This is a genomic window from Luteibacter sp. SVR4-7G, assembly GCF_056755555.1.
In genome coordinates this window covers 39,951-57,362 of the sequence record NZ_JBPGXO010000022.1, presented here as the reverse complement: position 1 = coordinate 57,362, position 17,412 = coordinate 39,951, and the positions used below count along the sequence as shown (strand labels likewise).

Genomic DNA, 17,412 nt, shown 5'->3' with positions numbered 1-17,412 from the left:
CATGGGCGTCGAAATCGAACGCAAGTTCCTCCTCGCCGGCGACGGCTGGCGTGGCCTCGTGGAGCGCAGCGAGCGGATCGCGCAGGGATACCTCGTGGCCGGCGCGGCGATCCATGCCGGCCATGCGAAATGCTCCGTCCGCGTGCGTCTGGCGGACGGCAAGGGCTGGCTCAACATCAAGTCGGCCACCCTCGGCGTGGAGCGCCACGAGTTCGAGTATCCGATCCCTCTCGAGGACGCGGAGCACCTGCTCCATGAGCTGGCGGACGGCGTGCTCGAGAAGGTTCGCCACCACGTCATGCTCGAGGGCGCGCACTTCGAGATCGACGAGTTCCTTGGCGACAACGCCGGGCTGGTCGTCGCCGAAGTCGAGCTGCCTTCGCGGGACGCCGCGTATCCGCGCCCGGCCTGGCTCGGTGCCGAAGTGACCGACCAGTCGCGCTATTACAACGTGAACCTCGTCGACCGCCCCTTTGCGCGCTGGTCGGCCGGGGAAAAAGATGGGAAGGAGGACGCGTCATGCTGATCGTCGGGCTGGGCGGCACGGAGCTGGCGGCGCACGAGCGCGCGTGGCTCACCGCACCGGGCGTATCCGGAACCATCCTCTTTTCGCGCAACTTCGCATCGCGGGAACAGGTCACGGCGCTGATCGAATCGGTGCGAGAAGTGGCCGGCGAGGACTTCCTCGTCTGCGTCGACCAGGAGGGAGGGCGCGTGCAGCGTTTCCGCGAGGGCTTCACCCGGCTGCCGCCGGTGGCGGCGATCGGCAAGCTGTACGACACCGACCCGGCGGAAGCGGTGAACCGCGCCGAGGAACATGCGTGGATCATGGCCAGCGAAATGCGCGCCATCGGCGTGGATTTCAGTTTCGCGCCCGTCGCCGATATCGACCGCGGCAGCCGCGCCATCGGTAACCGCGCCTTCCACGCGGATCCGGCCGTGGCCGCCGAACTGGTCCAGGCCTATGTGCGCGGAATGCACCTGGGTGGCATGGCCGCGGTGCTGAAGCACTATCCGGGTCACGGCTCCGTCCTCGAAGACACCCATGAATCCGTCGCGATCGATCCGCGCAGCAAGGACGAGATCTTCCGCAACGACCTGCTGCCCTTCGTCGCCGGCATGGAAGCCCATGCCGAGGCCGTGATGGCCGCGCATGTGATCTACCCCGCGATGGACGACCGTCCCGCCGGCTATTCGCACGCATGGATCGAAGAGGTCCTGCGCGGCGAGCTTGGTTTCCGTGGCTGCGTGTTCGGCGACGACATCAGCATGGCGGCCGCCGGCAGTGTCGGCGGCATCGCCGCGCGCGCGGCCGCCCACCTCGATGCAGGTTGCGACCTCGTGCTCGCCTGTTTTCCCGAAGTCGTTCCCGAAGCGATCGCGGCGGTCGAAGGCCGCCGTCCGTCGCCAGCCGAGCGCATCGCCCCGCTGCGCGGCGCGATCGGCTCGACATGGGAAGGCCTCGTCGACAATCCCCAGCGCGAGCGTTTCATCGCGCGCGTAACCGCCCTGGAGCCTTGAACCACCCATGACTTCCGCCTCGCTCGAAGAAGCGCTCGCCCGCGCCGACCTCCTGTTCAGCCGCGAACAGCTCGACATCGAAATCATCCGCATGGGCCGCGAGATCGATCGCGCGCTCGCCGGCGAGCGTCCCGTGTTCCTCACCGTGATGCATGGCGCGCTAGTCTTCGCGGGCCAGCTGGCACTGTCGATCCGCACCGACCTCGAGTTCGACTATGCCCACGCCACCCGCTACCGCGGGCAGACCCGCGGCAGCGACCTGCACTGGCTGCGTCGTCCGGAAGTGCCGTTGCAGGGGCGCACCGTGCTCCTGGTCGACGACATCCTCGACGAAGGCCATACGCTCAAGGCCGTGCGCGACGCGTGCCTCGAGATGGGCGCGAAGCGCGTGCTCCTGGCGGTGCTCTGCACCAAGCTGCACGGCCGCCGTGCCCACGGCATCGAAGCCGACTTCAACGGCGTGGACCTGCCGGACCGTTACGTGTTCGGCTATGGCATGGACTACAACGAACACGCCCGCAACCTGCCGGGCATCTACGCGTTGAAGGACTGAGTCCGATGAGCATCGACCTCGCCGTCATCGGCGGCAGCGGCCTGTACGCTTTCGAAGGGCTGGAGGATGCCGAACGGCATGCCGTCGGGACGCCTTTCGGCGCCGCCTCGGGCGACATCGTCACCGGCCGCTTCCGCGGCAAGCGGCTGGCTTTCCTGGCCCGCCACGGCGAGAGCCATACGGTGCCCCCGCATCGCGTGAACTACCGCGCCAACCTGTGGGCACTGCATTCCCTGGGCGTTCGTCGCGTGGTGGCGGTCAATGCCGTGGGCGGCATTCGCGACGACATGGGTCCACGCACCCTGGTGGTCCCGGACCAGATCATCGATTACACCCACGGGCGCTACACCAGTTTCAACGACGTGGAAGGGGCCGAGGTCCGCCACATCGACTTCAGCGAACCGTATACGGAGAGCCTGCGCCAGGCGATTCTTGCGGCGGCCCGGGCGGAAGGCCTGGCGATCGTCGACGGGGGTGTCCATGGCGTGACCCAGGGCCCGCGTCTCGAGACCCGTGCCGAAATTGCACGTATGAAGCGTGACGGTTGCGACCTGGTCGGCATGACCGGCATGCCGGAGGCCGCGCTCGCCCGCGAACTGGATCTCGAGTTCGCCTGCCTCGCCCTGGTGGCGAATTTCGCGGCGGGAGCGGGCGACGAAGCGGAAATCAGCATCGAGGAAATCTTCGCCCACCTGGCCGCGGCCACCGCGAACGTGCCGCCGATCCTGGGCCGTCTCCTGGCCATGGGCTGATATCGGAATCAGTCCCAGTTGCGCTTTGCCTGGAAACATGATGATACTTCCGCTGCGCCGCGGGGGCAGGCCAGGGGATCCATGGGGAACGCCTTTGCCATCCGGGTGCTTCCAGTCCATGTCCAGAGGTTTCCGCAATGCGTTTCGGTACGGTCAAGTGGTTCAACGACGCCAAGGGTTTCGGTTTCATCGCGCCCGAGGACGGTGGGGAGGACGTGTTCGTCCACTTTTCTGCGATCAATTCCAAGGGGTTCCGTAGTCTCCAGGAAGGCCAGCGTGTGAAGTTCGAAGTGACCACGGGCCCGAAGGGTGCCCAGGCGTCGGGCGTCGAAGTCGCCACCTGATTACTTCCCTTCGCTGGTTCGAAAAAACCCCGCGCATCCGCGCGGGGTTTTTTTTTGCTTCCCCGGTTCCTGCATGCGGGCGCCAACCACCCGCACCCCTGCGAAAGGCGCACGATGCGCCACGACGCGTTCCTATGGCATCGATGTGCCGCGCGCACGACGCTGCATCGATGCGACACGCAGGCTTCTCACTGGTCGAATCCCTGACGGCGCTGGCCGTTTTCTCCATCGGCGCGGCATGTCACGGCACCTGGACGATGCAATCGCTGGCTACCCATGCCAGGGCGTCGCGGCTCACCGCGGCTACCACGATAGCGGTCAGCCTGGAAATGCGGATGCGCGCGAATCGTGCCGGTGTCGTCGATGGTGCCTACGTCGACGACAACGTCGGCAATGACCGTTGCGTGCATCCCTGCGATGCGCGCGCTCGTGCCGCCGACGACCTCAGGTCGTTCCGCGCGCAGCTGTCACGTCATGTCGGCGCGGCGGCCTCGGGGCGCGTGCGCTGCGTGGCCGGGCCCAGGTGCAGCATTTCCATCCTGTGGTCGGGCCGCGGCATCCTCGAGTGGGCGTTCCATCCATGAACGCCAGGGGCATGAGCCTGACCGAACTTCTGGTGGGACTCGCGGTGGCGTCCATGGTCGCCGCTATCGCGCTTACCGCGCTTTCGCTGGCGGGGATCGCCGCGGCAAGACAACGTGCCGCGGCGAGTGCGGCCGACTCGGCGTGGCTCGCGCTGGCAGCCATCGCCCGGGATCTTCGCGAGTCGACGCATTGGGAAGGTTGCATCGAGAGTACGGCCTGCACGGGAAGGGCATCGCATCGCGCCACGTCCGCGTTGCGGCTCGGACATGCTATGTGGTTCGTCGAGAATGCGCTCTGGCGTTGTCCCGCGGATGACCCCTGCGAAAAATATCTGGACGGCGTGATTTCCGCCGAGTTCATCGCCGATGTTCATGACGATGAAGGTCGTGTCCGGCGGGAATCGTTTTCGAAGGAGCACGGAACCGGGATACGGAGTATCGAAGTCATCCTGTCGATGAAAGGCGGTCGCCGCTACGCCCGCGCCATCGGGAGACCCGACCCTGCGCAGTGAACGCGGTGCCATCCTGCTCGTGGTGCTGGCGGTCCTCGCCATGCTGGCGATCCTCGGTACCTCGCTGTCCCGTTCGGCCACGTCACGCATGCAGGGGGCGCGCGATTTCCTGCGAGCCGAATCCGCGGCCTGTGCGCGGCGTGACCTGGAAGGTGGCGAGCGCGGCGGCGAGCATGCGACCATCGGGGATGGCGCGGCAGGCGCGTCGTCGAACGAGGGGTCTCATGGACCGCAGACGTTTTCTCCAGGGGGCGACGATCGCCTCGGGTGTGGCCATGGCCGGTAACGGCCTCGCCAGGGCGGCCGCCAAGGCGCCGACCGCAGGCACGCCGGCCGGCATGATCCCGCGCGTCTGTTCCACCTGGGACTTCGGCGTGGCCGCGAACCAGGCGGCGTGGAAGGTGCTTTCCGCCGGCGGCCGCGCCCTCGATGCCGTCGAACAAGGTGCCCGCGTGCCGGAAGCCGACCTGCGCAACCACAGCGTGGGCCGCGCGGGTTACCCCGACCGCGACGGCAAGGTCACGCTGGACGCGAGCATCATGGACGAGCACGGCAACTGCGGCGCCGTGGCGGCGATGGAGCACATCGCGCACCCCATCTCGGTGGCCCGGCGCGTCATGGAACGCACGCCTCACGTCCTCCTGGCCGGTGACGGCGCCTTGCAGTTCGCGATGGAGCAAGGCTTTCCGCGCGAGGAACTGCTGACCCCGGAATCGGAGAAGGCCTGGCACGAGTGGCTGAAGACGGCGAAGTACAAGCCGGTGGCCAACAGCGAGGTCAGGAGCTACAACGCGGGTCCGGGCGGCACGCCGGGCGACGCGAGCAACCACGACACCATCGGCATGCTCGCGATCGACGCCAAGGGCAACCTGTCCGGCGCCTGCACCACCAGCGGCATGGCCTGGAAGCTGCACGGCCGCGTGGGCGACAGCCCGATCATCGGCGCGGGGCTTTACGTCGACAACGAAGTCGGCGGTGCCACCTCGACGGGCGTGGGCGAGGAAGTGATCCGCAACGTGGGCAGCTTCCTGGTCGTGGAGCTGATGCGCCAGGGCCGTTCGCCGGAGGACGCCTGCCGCGAAGCGGTAGAGCGCATCCTGCGCCGCAAACCGGACGCGAAAGACCTCCAGGTAGGCTTTCTCGCCATGGACAAGAAGGGCAACGTCGGCGCCTGGGCGATCCAGAAGGGTTTCTCGTACGCGGTCTGCGATGCGCACAAGCAGGACACGCTGATCCCCGGTAAGAGCACCTACTGACCATGGCCTTGCTGGAAGTCGCAGCGAATTCGGTGGCGTCGGCGTTCGCGGCGCAGGAAGGCGGCGCGGGTCGCGTCGAACTCTGCGCCTGCCTCGAAGGGGGCGGCGTCACGCCCTCGCACGGCACCATCGCGCTCGCCCGCGAAGGTCTGTCGATCCCGCTGTACGTGCTCATCCGTCCTCGTGCCGGCGACTTCCTTTACGAGAACGCCGAGATCGAAGCGATGCTCGACGATATCGCGCACTGCCGCGAGCTGGGCTGCGATGGCGTCGTCGTGGGTGCGCTCACGGCGGAAGGCGAGGTGGACCGGGAAGCCTGCGCGATGTTCCTGCGTGCCGCCGAAGGCATGGGCGTGACCTTCCATCGCGCCTTCGACCTCGTGCCCGACAGGCAGGAGGCGCTCGAGACTCTGATCGAGCTCGGTTTCGAACGCGTCCTCACCTCCGGCGGCATGCCCAGCGCCGTGGCCGGCGCCGCATCCATCGCCCGGCTGGTTTCCCAGGCGGGCGGGCGGATCGTCGTGATGCCTGGCGCAGGCCTGGAGCCCGGCAACGTCGTGGCCCTGCGCGAAGCGACGCGTGCCCGCGAATTCCACGCATCCGCGAAGCGCCGGTTGCCCTCCGCCATGCGCCGCGTTCCCGGCGACACGCTGGGCATGGGCGAAGGCGAAATGCGCACCGATGTGGACACGGTACGCGCCCTGGCGACAGCCCTCGCCTGACCCTCCCGCCTCAGCGAAGCGGCAGCAATCCGGCGGGCGTCACGGCCACGATCCGTCGCCCGGGCGTCGCTGTCACTTCGTGCAAGCCGGTCAGCGTGCCGAAGGCCGGCAGCATGCCGACCTCGCGGTCGAAGACGAAGGCCGGCAGGCGGTGCCGGCGCCAGCCATCGCGTACCGTCACACCAGGATGCACATGGCCCGCCAGGGTGTATGCGCCGTCATGCACTTCCGGATGGTGCGCGAACACGAAGGGCGGCTCGGCGACGTGCCCGGGCCGGACGTCGATGCCCAGCGACGCCACGTCGAAGTGGCGGTCGTGGTTGCCGGCGATAAGGTCCATGGCGATCGCGGCATGGCGTCGCCGCCACGACCGCACCCGCTCCACCCAGGCACTGTGCTCCGTGGCCGCGCCGTGGACGAGATCGCCGAGGACGACAAGCCTTGCCGGCTGGAACTCGGCGACGAGCGCGCCGAGCCGCGCGAGGTCGTCCTCGGTGTCGCCGCTGGGCACGGCGATGCCGGCACGGCGAAAGACCGCACCCTTGCCAAAGTGAACGTCGGAGACCAGAAGCGTTCGCCGCGCTGCCCAGTGGATCGCCCGCTGCGCATGCAGGGTCAGCCGCTCGCCGGCCACCTCTATGTCGCAGGTCATCATGCGTCGGCCCCCGCTTCCAGCGTGGCGAGCATGCGTTCGACGCGGGTCTTCCAGTCGTCGCCGGCAATGCCGCCGCGGAGACGCTCGACCCATAACGGGAAGGCGAGCGGGCTGAGCCGTTTCGTCTCCCGCCAGAGCAGCCGCGAACGCGATACGCGCAGCAGGCATGCGCGCAGGCGCGAATAATCCAGCTGCTGGTCGAGCACCTCGCGCTCGGCCTGCCAAAGCAGGGGATGCTCAGGATCGTGCCGGCGCAGCACGTCGAACAGCAGGCCGCTCGAAGCCTGCAGCTGGCGCAGGGTCTTTCCCTGCGCCGGATAACCGTTGAAGACCAGGCCTGCCACGCGCGCGATCTCGCGGAATTGCCGGCGGGCGAGTTCCGACAGGTTGACGCTGGCCCGTATATCGCGGCGCAGGCCCCACGGATGCAGGAGGACACGCATCGTCGCTTCGTCGAGCGGCGGCATGCGCGCGGCAGTGAGGGCCAGTCCGTAGTCGTTCACGGCATAGCCGTAATCGCCGGGCCGGATGCGCGCGAGGCGGTAAGCAAGGACGGCGGCCAGGCCTTCGTGGGCCAGTCTGCCGGCGAAGGGAAAAACGAACAGGTAATCGCCCTCGCGGGTGCGCGTGCGCTCGCAGAGCGTTTCGTCGGCTGCCGGGATCGAGGACTGCCTGCGCTGCACGTCGAGCAGCGGCGCGAGCGCGCGCATTTCGGCGGAGTCCTTGCCGCCGCCGGCCAGGGTGTCGCGAAGCTCGTCGGAAAGTTCGCCCGACAGCGGCAGCCGACCGCCGAGCCAGCGCGGCACGCCGCCGCGGCGGTTCGGCGCCGCGCGCACGTAGGCCGTCATGTCGCGCACCCGGACGAGTTCGAGGTGGCGCCCGGCGAACAGGAAGCGGTCGCCTGGCCGCAGCCGGGACAGGAACTGTTCCTCGACCGAACCAAGCTTCGGTCCCTTCATGTAACGCACCTGCAGGCTTCCGTCGGAGGTGATGGTGCCGATCGAAAGGCGGTGCATGCGCGCGATGCGCCCGCTGTCGACATGGTAGCGCCCGCCGGTTTCGACCAGCTTGCGGTATTCGGGATAGCTCGCCAGTGCGGAGCCGCCCGTGCGCAGGTAAGCAAGCACCGCATCGAAGCGCTCGCGTGGCAGGCGGGCATAAGCGAGCGACGAGGTGATCTCGGCATACGCTTCGTCGGCGCTGAAGCCGCCGCCCAGGGCCATGGTGAGCAGGTGCTGCGCGAGCACGTCCAGGCAGCCGCGCATCGGCCGGCGCGGCTCGAGGTGGCCTTCGTCCAGCGCATGCCGGGCCGCTGCCACCTCGGCAAGTTCGAGCAGGTGGGTCGGCACGCAGAGAATGCGTGACGCCACGCCCGGCCGGTGACCGCTACGGCCCGCGCGCTGCAGCAGGCGCGCGACGCTCTTGGGGCTGCCGATCTGGATCACCCGTTCCACGCTCGCGAAATCCACGCCAAGATCGAGGCTGGATGTGGCGACGACGCAACGCAGTGCGCCGACGCGAAGTCCTTCCTCTGCGGCGAAGCGCAGCTTCGGGTCGATCGAGCCGTGATGCAGCGCCAGCGTCGCAGGCGACTCCGGCCACACCGAGGACAAAGCCTCGTGCCAGAGTTCCGCCTGCGAGCGCGTATTGGCGAAGACGAGGCTGCTGCGCGCGCCGAGCACAGCCTCCAGCACGCGCGGCAGCTGGGAAAGGCCGAGGTGGCCTGCCCAGGGAAAGCGTTCGCCGCTGTCGGGCACGGCGGTTTCGATCACGGTTTTCTTTTTCGCGCGTGCGCCGATGAGCACGCCGTCGTTCGCCAGCGCATGCAGGGCCTCGTCGAGGTTGCCCAGCGTCGCGGAGAGGCCCCACGTGCGCAGCTCCGGCAGCCAGTGGCGCAGGCGCGCGAGCCCAAGCTGCAGCAGGGTGCCGCGCTTGTTGCCGACCAGCTCGTGCCACTCGTCGACCACGATGCCGCGCAGGCGCGCGAAGCGCTCCTTCGCGTCGGGGTAGCTCAGCAGGAGGGCGAGGCTTTCCGGCGTGGTCACCAGCAGTTCGCAGGCACCACGGCGAAGCCGGGCACGTTCGGCGCTCCCGCTGTCGCCGGTACGGCGCAGTACGCGCCACGGCAGCTCCATCGCTTCCACGGCGGTGGACAGGTGCTGGGCGGTATCGGTCGCAAGCGAGCGCAGCGGCGTGATCCACAGGAGCTGCAAGCCGGTCTCGGGACGCAGCACCGCATCGATGAGCGGGCCGCCCGCCGCGGCCAGCGTCTTGCCCGTGCCCGTCGGTGCATGGATGAGCCCGTTCCGGCCCTCGTGCCACGCACGCCACGCCGCGCGCTGGAACGGCGCGGCACGACGCTCCTGCGCGGCAAACCACGCGAGCAGGCGGGCTTCAGCCCGACGCCAGGTGGCGGAGGTCGTCGAGCTTGTCGGCATCGCGGATGGCGAGGTCGGTACGCCAGCGCAGGATGCGCGGGAAGCGCACCGCCACGCCGGCCTTGTGGCGGCCGGAGGCCTGGATCGCCTCGAAGGCGAGTTCGAAGACGTGCGTGGGTTCGACCGAGCGGACCGGGCCGAAGCGCTCGACGGTGTGCGCGCGGATCCAGCGGTCGAGCCGGCCGATCTCGCTGTCGTCGAGGCCCGAGTAGGCTTTCGCGACAGGCACCAGCGCATCGCCCTCCCAGACGCCGAAGGTGTAGTCGGTGAACAGTCCGGAACGCCTGCCGTGGCCGGGTTGCGCGTACAGCAGCACCGCGTCGATCGTGTACGGATCGACCTTCCATTTCCACCAGTCGCCGCGCTTGCGGCCGACCCGGTAGGGTGAATCGAGGCGCTTCAGCATCAGGCCTTCGGTGCGCCGTTCGCGCGATTCGCCGCGAACGGATGCCAGCGCCTGCCAGTCGGGTGCGTCGACGGCTGGCGAGAGCATGAGTGTGGGCCCGCGGCCTTCCACCAGGGCCGCGAGCATGGCGCGGCGTTCGGCCAACGGGCGCTCGCGCAGGTCCTGGCCGTCCAGCTCGAGCAGGTCGTAGGCCATCAGGCGCACGGGCGTGTCGGCCAGCAGCTTCGGGCCCGGCTTGAGCTTGCCGATGCGCTTCTGCAAGGCGGCGAAGGGCAGGGGATGGTCCTCGTCCAGAGTCCAGGCGAGGATTTCGCCATCGATGACGCAGCGGTCGGGGAGATCCCGCGCGGCAAGCTCGATCTCGGGGAAGCGGCCGTCCAGGCGTTCCTCGCCGCGCGACCAGAGCAGGGCACCATCGGCCCGTCGCATCAGTTGCGCGCGGATCCCGTCCCATTTCCATTCGGCGAGCCAGTCCCCCACCTCGCCCAGCGAAGCGACCTCCTGCTCCAGGGGTGAAGCGAGGAAGAAGGGGTAGGGCCGCTCGCCAGCGTGCTCGTCCGCGCGCTCCGGTCCGGCCAGCGCACGAAAGGCATCGGCCGAAGGCTTCCATGTCCCGCTGAGGCGATGCGCGATGAGGTCCGTCGCCAGGTTCGACCACTGCGCCAGGGCCTGCACGACGAGCCGGTGCGACACGCCCACGCGGAGGGAGCCCGTCAGCAGCTTGTTCACGAGGAAAACCTGCTCGCGCGGCAGGGGCCGCCACCATTCGCGCAGCACTTCGATGCGTTCCGCGGGTTCCAGACGGCCGAGCGAGGGAAGCCGCGCCTCCATCCAGACGTGCAGCGGCACATCCTCGTTGCCGTCCTCGACGGCCGGCAACATCAGCGCGATGGTCTCGGCCAGGTCGCCGACGTGCTGGTAGCTCTCGTCAATCAGCCAGTCTGCGTAGCCGGTTTCCGCGGCCAGCGCGAGCCGGAGCTCCGTCGATGTGGCGGTCCGTTTCAGCTTGCCCCCGCCGAGCACGTAGACCGCCCAGGCCGCATCCTCCGCGGGCGCATCCGCGAAATAGGCGGCCATCGCATCTCGCTTGGCCGATGTGGCCGAGGTGCGGTCGAGCGCCTCGAACAGGGCGGCGAAGCGGCGCATCAGTCGCCTTCCTCGCTGTGGCGCAGCTCGGGCATGCGCCCGCCTAGCGAACGAAGGAGGAACGCCTCGTGTCCCGTGTCGCGCAGGTGCCGGACCAGCGCATCGCCGTCGCCATGGGTGACGTACACGCGCTTCGCCCCGCAGTCGTTCACGCTGCGCAGCAGGCCGGGCCAGTCGGCATGATCGGAGACCACGAAACCGCGGTCGTAACCGCGCCGCCGCCGCGCACCGCGGACCTGCATCCAGCCGGATGCGAAGCCGGTGGAGGCCTTGCCGAAGCGGCGCATCCAGGGCGAACCCGCGGCCGATGGCGGTGCCATGATCAGCTCGCCGGCAAAGTCCTTGCCGCGTGCCGAATCGCTCACCGCCACCGTCGGCAGCATGCGTACGCCGGCGGCGCGGTACACCTCTACGAGGCGCAGCATCGCGCCATGCAGGTGCACCGTGCGATCGGTGCGCGTCGCCAGCTCGGCGAGCAGCCGCTGCGCCTTGCCCAGGGCATAGCAGAACAGCACGGCGGGTACGCCGCGCTCGCGGCATTCGTCCACCCAGGCGAGGATCTCGTCCAGCACCTTGCGCATCGGCGGCCAGCGGTAGATCGGCAGGCCGAAGGTGGATTCGGTGACGAACACATCGCAGGGCACGGGTTCAAACGGTGCGCAAGTGGGGTCGGGATCGCGTTTGTAGTCCCCGGACACGACGACGACCTTCCCGCGGCCTTCGATGCGGACCTGCGCCGCGCCGAGGATATGGCCCGAGGGGTGGAAGGAGACGAGGGTGTCGCCGAGGGTGAAGCGTTCGCTCCAGTCGTGCTCGTGGATGAGCGCATCGGCGCCGAGGCGCTCACGCATCAGCCATCCGCCGGCGGCGGCCACGTGGTAGAGCGCGCTGCCCGAGCGTGCGTGGTCGCCGTGCGCGTGCGTGACGACGGCGCGCGCCACCGGCTGCATGGGATCGATGAAGAATTCACCCGCGGGGCAGTAAAGGCCTTCGGGGCGCGGTAGCAGCAGGTCGCCATCCATCCGGCGAAGGTAGGCGGCACGTCGTCAACGCCGCGAAAAACGCCCGTCCGCGTCCTGCTCGCGGCAAGCTGGCCCGCTGCCGCGGGATCGCCGGCATAGCCGGCTCCCACACACAGCCGGCTCCCCAGTCAGGCGACGAACTGGAGGCGCGCCAGCTCCGCGTACAGGCCACCTTCCGCCAGCAGGCTTTCATGCGTGCCCTGGGCGACGATGCGGCCGCCATCCATCACCACGATGCGGTCGGCACGCTGCACGGTGGCGAGGCGATGGGCGATGACGAGCGTGGTGCGGCCTTTTTCCAGGCGCTCCAGCGCGTGCTGGATGGCCGCTTCGGACTGCGCGTCCAGTGCCGATGTGGCCTCGTCCAGCAAGAGCAGCGGCGCGTCGCGCAAAATCGCGCGGGCGATGGCCACACGCTGTTTCTGTCCGCCGGAGAGACGTACGCCGCGCTCACCCAGGGCGGCTTCGTAGCCGTCAGGCAGGGCGGCGATGAACCCGTCCGCTTCGGCCAGGCGCGCGGCCTCGCGCACCTCCTCGTCGCTGGCGTCGGCGCGGCCGAAACGAATATTGTCCGCGGCGCTGCCGCCGAAGATCACCGTTTCCTGCGGCACGAGTGCGATGGCCCCGCGCAGTTCGGGTAGCGAAAGCGCGCGCAGGTCCACGCCGTCGAAGCGGATGGCACCCGAGCGCGGATCATAGAAGCGCAACAAGAGGCTGAACACCGTGCTCTTGCCCGCGCCGGAGGGGCCGACGAGCGCAACCGTTTCGCCGGGGAAGATTTCCAGGTCGAAGTCGGACAGTGCGGCCACGTCGGGACGCGAGGGGTAGCGGAACTCCACATGCTCGAAGCGCAGCGCACCGGTTACCGGGCGCGGCAGCGGCTCCGGCGCATCCGGCGTGCGGATGGTCGGGCGCTCCGCGAACAGCTCGCCGATGCGCTCCATCGCGCCCGCGGCGCGCAGCACGTCGCCCCAGACTTCGGAGAGACCGGCCACGGAGCCTGCGGCGAAGATGGCATAGAGCACGAACTGACTGAGCACGCCCGGCGCGAGGTCGCCGGCGATGACGTCGCGCGCACCGGCCCACAGCACCAGGGTGATGGCACCGAAGATCAGCACGATCACGGCGGCGGTGAGCAGGGAACGCATGCCGATGCGGCGGCGCGCGGTGGCCAGGGCCAGGGCGATGGCGTTGGCGTAGCGGCGGCTTTCGATCGGCTCGCGCGCATAGGCCTTCACCGCGTGGGCCGCGTTCAAGGTCTCGTTGGCGACTGCGGCGGCATCGGCGATGCGATCCTGGCTGCTGCGCGACAGCTTCTGCACGCGGCGGCCGAAGACGAGGATCGGTAGCATCACGGCGGGGATCACCAGCGCGGTGAGGCCGGCGAGGCGCGGACTGGTCCATGCCATCGCGGCGGCGGCGCCGATCAGCATCACCGCGCTGCGCAGTGCCACCGAGATGCCCGAGCCGACCAGGGTCTGCACCACCTCGGTATCGGTGCCCAGGCGCGAGGTGAGCTCGCCGACGCGGGTGCCTTCGTAAAAGCCGACGTCGAGCTGGATGACGTGCTCGTACAGCGCGGTGCGCAACGAGGCGAGCGAGCGTTCGCCGAGCAGGGCGATGCAGTAGTAGCGCGCGGCCGTGGCGATGGCGAGCACCACCGCCACGCCGAACAGGCCGAGGAAGGTGCCGTTGATCGTGGCGAGGTTCGAGGCCAGGAAGCCGTGGTCGATGATGTGCCGCACGGCCACCGGCAGGACCAGCGATGCGCTGGACGAGATGCCAAGGAACACCAGCCAGCCGGCGATAAGGCCCTTATTCGGCTTCAGGAACGGCCAGAGGTTGCGCAATGCGCCGATCTTGCGTGACTTCTCCCTGCGTTCGTCGCTCATGCTCACTTCGGTTTTTTCAGGCAATTCGCCAACGGATGGGGCCGGGCGGTACGGTATTCAACACGCGGCCGTCAGTCGAGGCGGCGGGGCCGTGCCTTGCCCCGGGTAAGGTCGACCACGCGCGCGGCGATGGCGTCGAGCCTGTCCAGCGGCGCAGATACGACCAGCTCCGCCCCCTCGCCCGTAAATTCCTCCCGCTCCACGACCGCTTCCATCTCGCGCAGGCGGGCAGTGAGGAGGGCCAGCTCCCCGAACTCGCAACGCAGCACAAGGCGCCCGGTGGCGACGATCGGCGCCCTGGGCGCGAGGCGCAGGCACTCGGCGGCACTGCCACCGTAGGCGCGCGCGAGGCCGCCGGCGCCCAGCTTGATGCCGCCGTACCAGCGCGTGACCAGCACGGCCACGCGGTCGCAACCCTGGCCGTCGATCGCCGCCAGGATGGGACGCCCCGCCGTGCCACCGGGTTCGCCGTCGTCATTGAAGCGATAGGCGTCGCCGATGCGGTAGGCCCAGCAATTATGCGTGGCCGCGGGGTCCCCGGCGGCGTCCAGCCACGCCAGGGCAGCCGCAGGCGTGTCGACCGGAGCGGCCTGGACGAGGAACCGGCTCTTCCTGATCTCTTCCTCATGCCGCCACGGCGCGGCCAGCGTGTCCAGCGGCATGCTCAAGACCGCAGGCCGCACGGTCGTTGGTTCGTGGCCGGTTCGGGAACCGATGGCTCAGGCTGCGTCATCCGACAATTCTAAGCCCCCCGCATTGTAGGAGCGCGCCTGCGCGCGACGCCTTTAAAGCCGTGAGCTCCAAGACCTGTTGCTCCTTCAGCACAAGCCCCGGGCCGACCATACGGGTGCCGAATCGTTACCCCGTCATGACCAAGTCGACCGCCGCAGAAATTCCCACCCCAAGAACAGCCCCGACCACCAACAGCGCGGCTCCTATCAGATGACGCTTCAGCATCTGGTTCCTGACGGAAAGCAGAAGCTCCTTGCCTCGACGCGCGCCTGGGCCGTCGTTGGGCTTGATGAACTTCCCTGGGTCGAGCAGATAATCGAAATTCTGATTCTCTGACGAATCCATATCGAGGAAGTCGCCATGCTCACGGGCCAGGGCAACAGCCCTGGACTGCACTCGCCTCATGCGAAGCATGTTCGACAAGGTATAGACGCCTCCGGGTACCGCTCCGAGGATAAACCCCAGGGTATGTGAACTCATAAATTTTCCCGGCGCGCCCGCCGTTTCCCGGGTTGGATGGAGGCGCTACTGAACATGCGGCGGAGTCGCTACTACGGGGTCATGAGCTACGGGGTCATGAGCCATTCGATCCCGGTAGTCATACGCAAAGCCCGGCGCGGCGCCGAAAAGGAACCCGTAGGTACCTGAGCTCATACATCACTCCAAGCCGGCCCTTGGCGGCGAATCTATCCGCTCCCCAGAACGTCCGTCAATGAACTTGACATGACAGTTAACATTTTTTGCGCGGCCTCTGAGCGCGTAGGGCGCCACATCCACCGCCGATTCCGCCATTCGCGGATACGGTTCAGCGACCAAGAACATCGCTCACCGGCGAGGTCTGATCCCACACCATCCGCGTATACGCCTGCGTGGCACACAGAAGACCCAACTGCGTCAGCGCCTCGATGGCATCGAGCGCGGAGGCCATGTCCGTGCAATTCACCTCGTCGGCTTCATAGATCAGCGCGGCCAGCAGACGGCTCAACCCGCGCGCGGATTGCAGAAGCTCGGTCGCGTCGTTGATCAGGTCGTGTGCCATCGCGTCCGGGTCGACCATGTAGGTGCGTTCTTTCGATCCGTTCATTGCGTTCTCCTCGGCCTGCCATCGCAAGGCAGGCACGCGTGTCCGCCAGCGGCCCATCGCAGGCGCCGTACGGTCTTGCTCGAATCTGGAAAGGCGGCGCCGACGCCCCTTCAGCCGCGCGTGCGCATACGCGCCGGGGGAGGGAACGGCTGAGAAACATCTTGGCGAGACGGCGACGCCGCCGGCGCGTTAACCGGGTCTACGAAGGACGCAGACGGCTCGGTGACCGGTGGGGGAACCGCCGAAGGAATCCGGCGGACGGGCGGGTGCCGTACAATGGCAAGCAACCATGATCAATTTCCTAACTGGTTGGTTATGGCCAGCGGGTCAGGGGTGTTGACGCACCCTTGGCTCGCGTCTCTCACCGCATGAAAGCGATGGTTGCCTGCACCGTGCATCTCGAAAGGGCGTGCAGGCAACGGCCCGAAGATAGCAATCCACTTCGGGCTTGTCTGTAGGGCCAACGAAGACGTTGTCGTACGGGCATCGAGGCCCGTCGAGTAGCCCTTGCGCCGCATCGTCCGAACGATCCGCTTTAAGAATCATCGGAAGCTTCCGAAGAACGACACGCGATTCCGGCAACCCGCCGAGACGCCGCACAGCAAGGCCTACAGCGCAAGACGGCAACGAATGATTGCCATCGCTGACGACATTCACGAGCATTTCCGCCGGTCTCGCACGGAGTGTTCCCACATGCATCCATGGAAGGCGGCTGCCGCCGTCGTTATCACGTCCACCGCCGTTGCCGCGGCAGCCTATGGCTCGGGCTACTTCACCCAGACGAGTTGATCTTTTACGAAGGGTGCAAGCCGATCCGGGCGCAGAAGAACTGGTTCTTCAAGGACAAGACATTCTTGAAGCGGGCCACCCTGGCGCCGGTGCAGGTTCGACGCGTCGAAGACCCTGCCGAGAACACGAAGGAAGACTCGGGACCAGTCAGGCCAGGTTCGGCGCAAGGTCGCGCGAAGTCGTCACTCATCCCGGTCCACAGGCCGGCCGTTCGCGACCCACTGCATGACCTGCAGTTGCTGAGGGATGTGGCAATTATCAATGAACAGGTGAGGCGTGAGCTTGGGCCGCCTGCGGCCGCGTCCAGTGGCGTATCCGACAAACAAAAAGAATCTGACAAGGAAAATAACGTGAAACTCCATCAACTAGCGGCCTTCGCAGCAGTGTCGAGCGTCGGTGCGGCTTCCGCATACGGAACTTCCGAATCGATGCCTGAATCGCTGACTGTTCCTCCGGCGGTCCGTGAATTCGTCGGCAACGACAGAGCCCTGCTTGCTTACAAATCGGCCACCGATGGCAGCGGCGAACGAACAATGGCGATCATCATGCGGCATCCCAAAGATCCGGATCCCGGACTACCCGCGGATGACGAGATTGCATACACGTGCGAGCTGGTTCTCTTTCGTGGTGAGGGGAAAGACATGCGGGTGACTGGCCGCACAGGCAATGTCGTCAATTGCGACGCAAATGACTTCAATCGAAGAGCAACGGAGCTTGGCCTGAATTCGCGGCTTGAACTGTCACCTCGTAAGGTTTCCTACCGAAATGACTATCACCGAGGCGGCTCATACAGCTATTCATTCGAATTTACCGACGGCATTTGGCACCTCTCCAGCGCCAATTCGATCTACCCGCTTTCTGGAGAAGGCCCCTACGGGGTGCAAATCGTCAAGGAAGAAGTCTCTTACCCAACGACCATAGGTTCGATCCCGATGGGGATATTCGATCCGGAAGATATCCAAGAGACCTTGTCAAAGAACCAATCCTTGGTTCCCTAGGAGGTT

The 17,412-nt window shown here is 67.5% G+C and carries 19 protein-coding genes; 10 read left to right on the top strand and 9 right to left on the bottom strand.

Translation table 11 applies throughout. The annotated features are described in order from the left end of the window. Position 1 precedes the first annotated feature (1 nt). The 7 genes from ACR9ZH_RS10320 (at position 2) to ACR9ZH_RS10290 (ending at position 4,266) form a co-directional block, all read left to right on the top strand. On the top strand, positions 2 to 526 hold the full coding sequence (locus ACR9ZH_RS10320) for a CYTH domain-containing protein (RefSeq protein ID WP_481290672.1): 525 nt from the start codon (positions 2 to 4) through the stop codon (positions 524 to 526). Then, positions 520 to 1,521, top strand: a complete 1,002-nt coding sequence (nagZ, locus tag ACR9ZH_RS10315; RefSeq protein WP_481290671.1) for a beta-N-acetylhexosaminidase — start codon at positions 520 to 522, stop codon at positions 1,519 to 1,521. Before ACR9ZH_RS10320 ends, nagZ begins: the two co-directional genes overlap by 7 nt. 7 nt (positions 1,522 to 1,528) lie before the next feature. Further along, positions 1,529 to 2,074 (top strand): hypoxanthine-guanine phosphoribosyltransferase, encoded by a 546-nt coding sequence (locus ACR9ZH_RS10310; RefSeq protein WP_481290670.1) that lies wholly within the window; start codon positions 1,529 to 1,531, stop codon positions 2,072 to 2,074. Between the two features lie 5 nt (positions 2,075 to 2,079). Then, on the top strand, positions 2,080 to 2,826 hold the full coding sequence (locus ACR9ZH_RS10305) for an S-methyl-5'-thioinosine phosphorylase (protein WP_481290669.1): 747 nt from the start codon (positions 2,080 to 2,082) through the stop codon (positions 2,824 to 2,826). A 137-nt stretch (positions 2,827 to 2,963) separates the two neighbouring features. After that, positions 2,964 to 3,170, top strand: coding sequence for a cold-shock protein (locus tag ACR9ZH_RS10300; RefSeq protein ID WP_481290668.1), 207 nt, complete (start codon positions 2,964 to 2,966; stop codon positions 3,168 to 3,170). Positions 3,171 to 3,340: 170 nt separating this feature from the next. Beyond that, positions 3,341 to 3,754, top strand: coding sequence for a type IV pilus modification PilV family protein (locus ACR9ZH_RS10295; protein WP_481290667.1), 414 nt, complete (start codon positions 3,341 to 3,343; stop codon positions 3,752 to 3,754). 11 nt (positions 3,755 to 3,765) lie between these two features. Next, the gene (locus tag ACR9ZH_RS10290; protein ID WP_481290666.1) at positions 3,766 to 4,266 is read left to right on the top strand and encodes a hypothetical protein; all 501 of its coding nucleotides are present in this window, start codon (positions 3,766 to 3,768) and stop codon (positions 4,264 to 4,266) included. Between the two features lie 82 nt (positions 4,267 to 4,348). On the opposite strand, the gene ACR9ZH_RS10285 is transcribed toward ACR9ZH_RS10290, so the two are convergent. Further along, a complete protein-coding gene (locus ACR9ZH_RS10285) occupies positions 4,349 to 4,492 on the bottom strand; it encodes a hypothetical protein (protein ID WP_481290665.1) in 144 nt (47 codons plus the stop codon). Between ACR9ZH_RS10285 and ACR9ZH_RS10280 the strand changes: the two genes are divergently transcribed. Further along, positions 4,491 to 5,522: a glycosylasparaginase gene (locus tag ACR9ZH_RS10280; protein WP_481290664.1), complete on the top strand. Its 1,032-nt coding sequence runs from the start codon at positions 4,491 to 4,493 to the stop codon at positions 5,520 to 5,522. The genes ACR9ZH_RS10285 and ACR9ZH_RS10280 overlap by 2 nt on opposite strands. A gap of 2 nt (positions 5,523 to 5,524) precedes the next feature. Beyond that, positions 5,525 to 6,244, top strand: coding sequence for a copper homeostasis protein CutC (locus ACR9ZH_RS10275; protein WP_481290663.1), 720 nt, complete (start codon positions 5,525 to 5,527; stop codon positions 6,242 to 6,244). Between the two features lie 10 nt (positions 6,245 to 6,254). On the opposite strand, the gene pdeM is transcribed toward ACR9ZH_RS10275, so the two are convergent. The 8 genes from pdeM to ACR9ZH_RS10235 form a co-directional block, all read right to left on the bottom strand. Continuing rightward, on the bottom strand, positions 6,255 to 6,899 hold the full coding sequence (pdeM, locus tag ACR9ZH_RS10270) for a ligase-associated DNA damage response endonuclease PdeM (RefSeq protein WP_481290662.1): 645 nt from the start codon (positions 6,897 to 6,899) through the stop codon (positions 6,255 to 6,257). Beyond that, complete coding sequence (locus ACR9ZH_RS10265) at positions 6,896 to 9,337, bottom strand: ligase-associated DNA damage response DEXH box helicase (protein WP_481290661.1); 2,442 nt, start codon at positions 9,335 to 9,337, stop codon at positions 6,896 to 6,898. The genes pdeM and ACR9ZH_RS10265 overlap by 4 nt, the downstream gene beginning before the upstream one ends. Continuing rightward, positions 9,294 to 10,889, bottom strand: a complete 1,596-nt coding sequence (locus ACR9ZH_RS10260; protein WP_481290660.1) for an ATP-dependent DNA ligase — start codon at positions 10,887 to 10,889, stop codon at positions 9,294 to 9,296. The genes ACR9ZH_RS10265 and ACR9ZH_RS10260 overlap by 44 nt, the downstream gene beginning before the upstream one ends. Then, positions 10,889 to 11,911, bottom strand: coding sequence for a ligase-associated DNA damage response exonuclease (locus tag ACR9ZH_RS10255; RefSeq protein WP_481290659.1), 1,023 nt, complete (start codon positions 11,909 to 11,911; stop codon positions 10,889 to 10,891). Before ACR9ZH_RS10255 ends, ACR9ZH_RS10260 begins: the two co-directional genes overlap by 1 nt. 128 nt (positions 11,912 to 12,039) lie before the next feature. Continuing rightward, positions 12,040 to 13,803: an ABC transporter transmembrane domain-containing protein gene (locus ACR9ZH_RS10250; RefSeq protein WP_481290658.1), complete on the bottom strand. Its 1,764-nt coding sequence runs from the start codon at positions 13,801 to 13,803 to the stop codon at positions 12,040 to 12,042. Between the two features lie 71 nt (positions 13,804 to 13,874). Then, positions 13,875 to 14,471, bottom strand: coding sequence for an IMPACT family protein (locus ACR9ZH_RS10245; protein WP_481290689.1), 597 nt, complete (start codon positions 14,469 to 14,471; stop codon positions 13,875 to 13,877). A gap of 190 nt (positions 14,472 to 14,661) precedes the next feature. Further along, positions 14,662 to 15,015 (bottom strand): hypothetical protein, encoded by a 354-nt coding sequence (locus tag ACR9ZH_RS10240; protein WP_481290657.1) that lies wholly within the window; start codon positions 15,013 to 15,015, stop codon positions 14,662 to 14,664. A gap of 325 nt (positions 15,016 to 15,340) precedes the next feature. Then, positions 15,341 to 15,619 (bottom strand): hypothetical protein, encoded by a 279-nt coding sequence (locus ACR9ZH_RS10235; protein ID WP_481290656.1) that lies wholly within the window; start codon positions 15,617 to 15,619, stop codon positions 15,341 to 15,343. A gap of 785 nt (positions 15,620 to 16,404) precedes the next feature. Here ACR9ZH_RS10235 and ACR9ZH_RS10230 point away from each other — a divergent pair. Then, a complete protein-coding gene (locus ACR9ZH_RS10230; protein ID WP_481290655.1) occupies positions 16,405 to 17,406 on the top strand; it encodes a hypothetical protein in 1,002 nt (333 codons plus the stop codon). Positions 17,407 to 17,412: the final 6 nt, after the last annotated feature.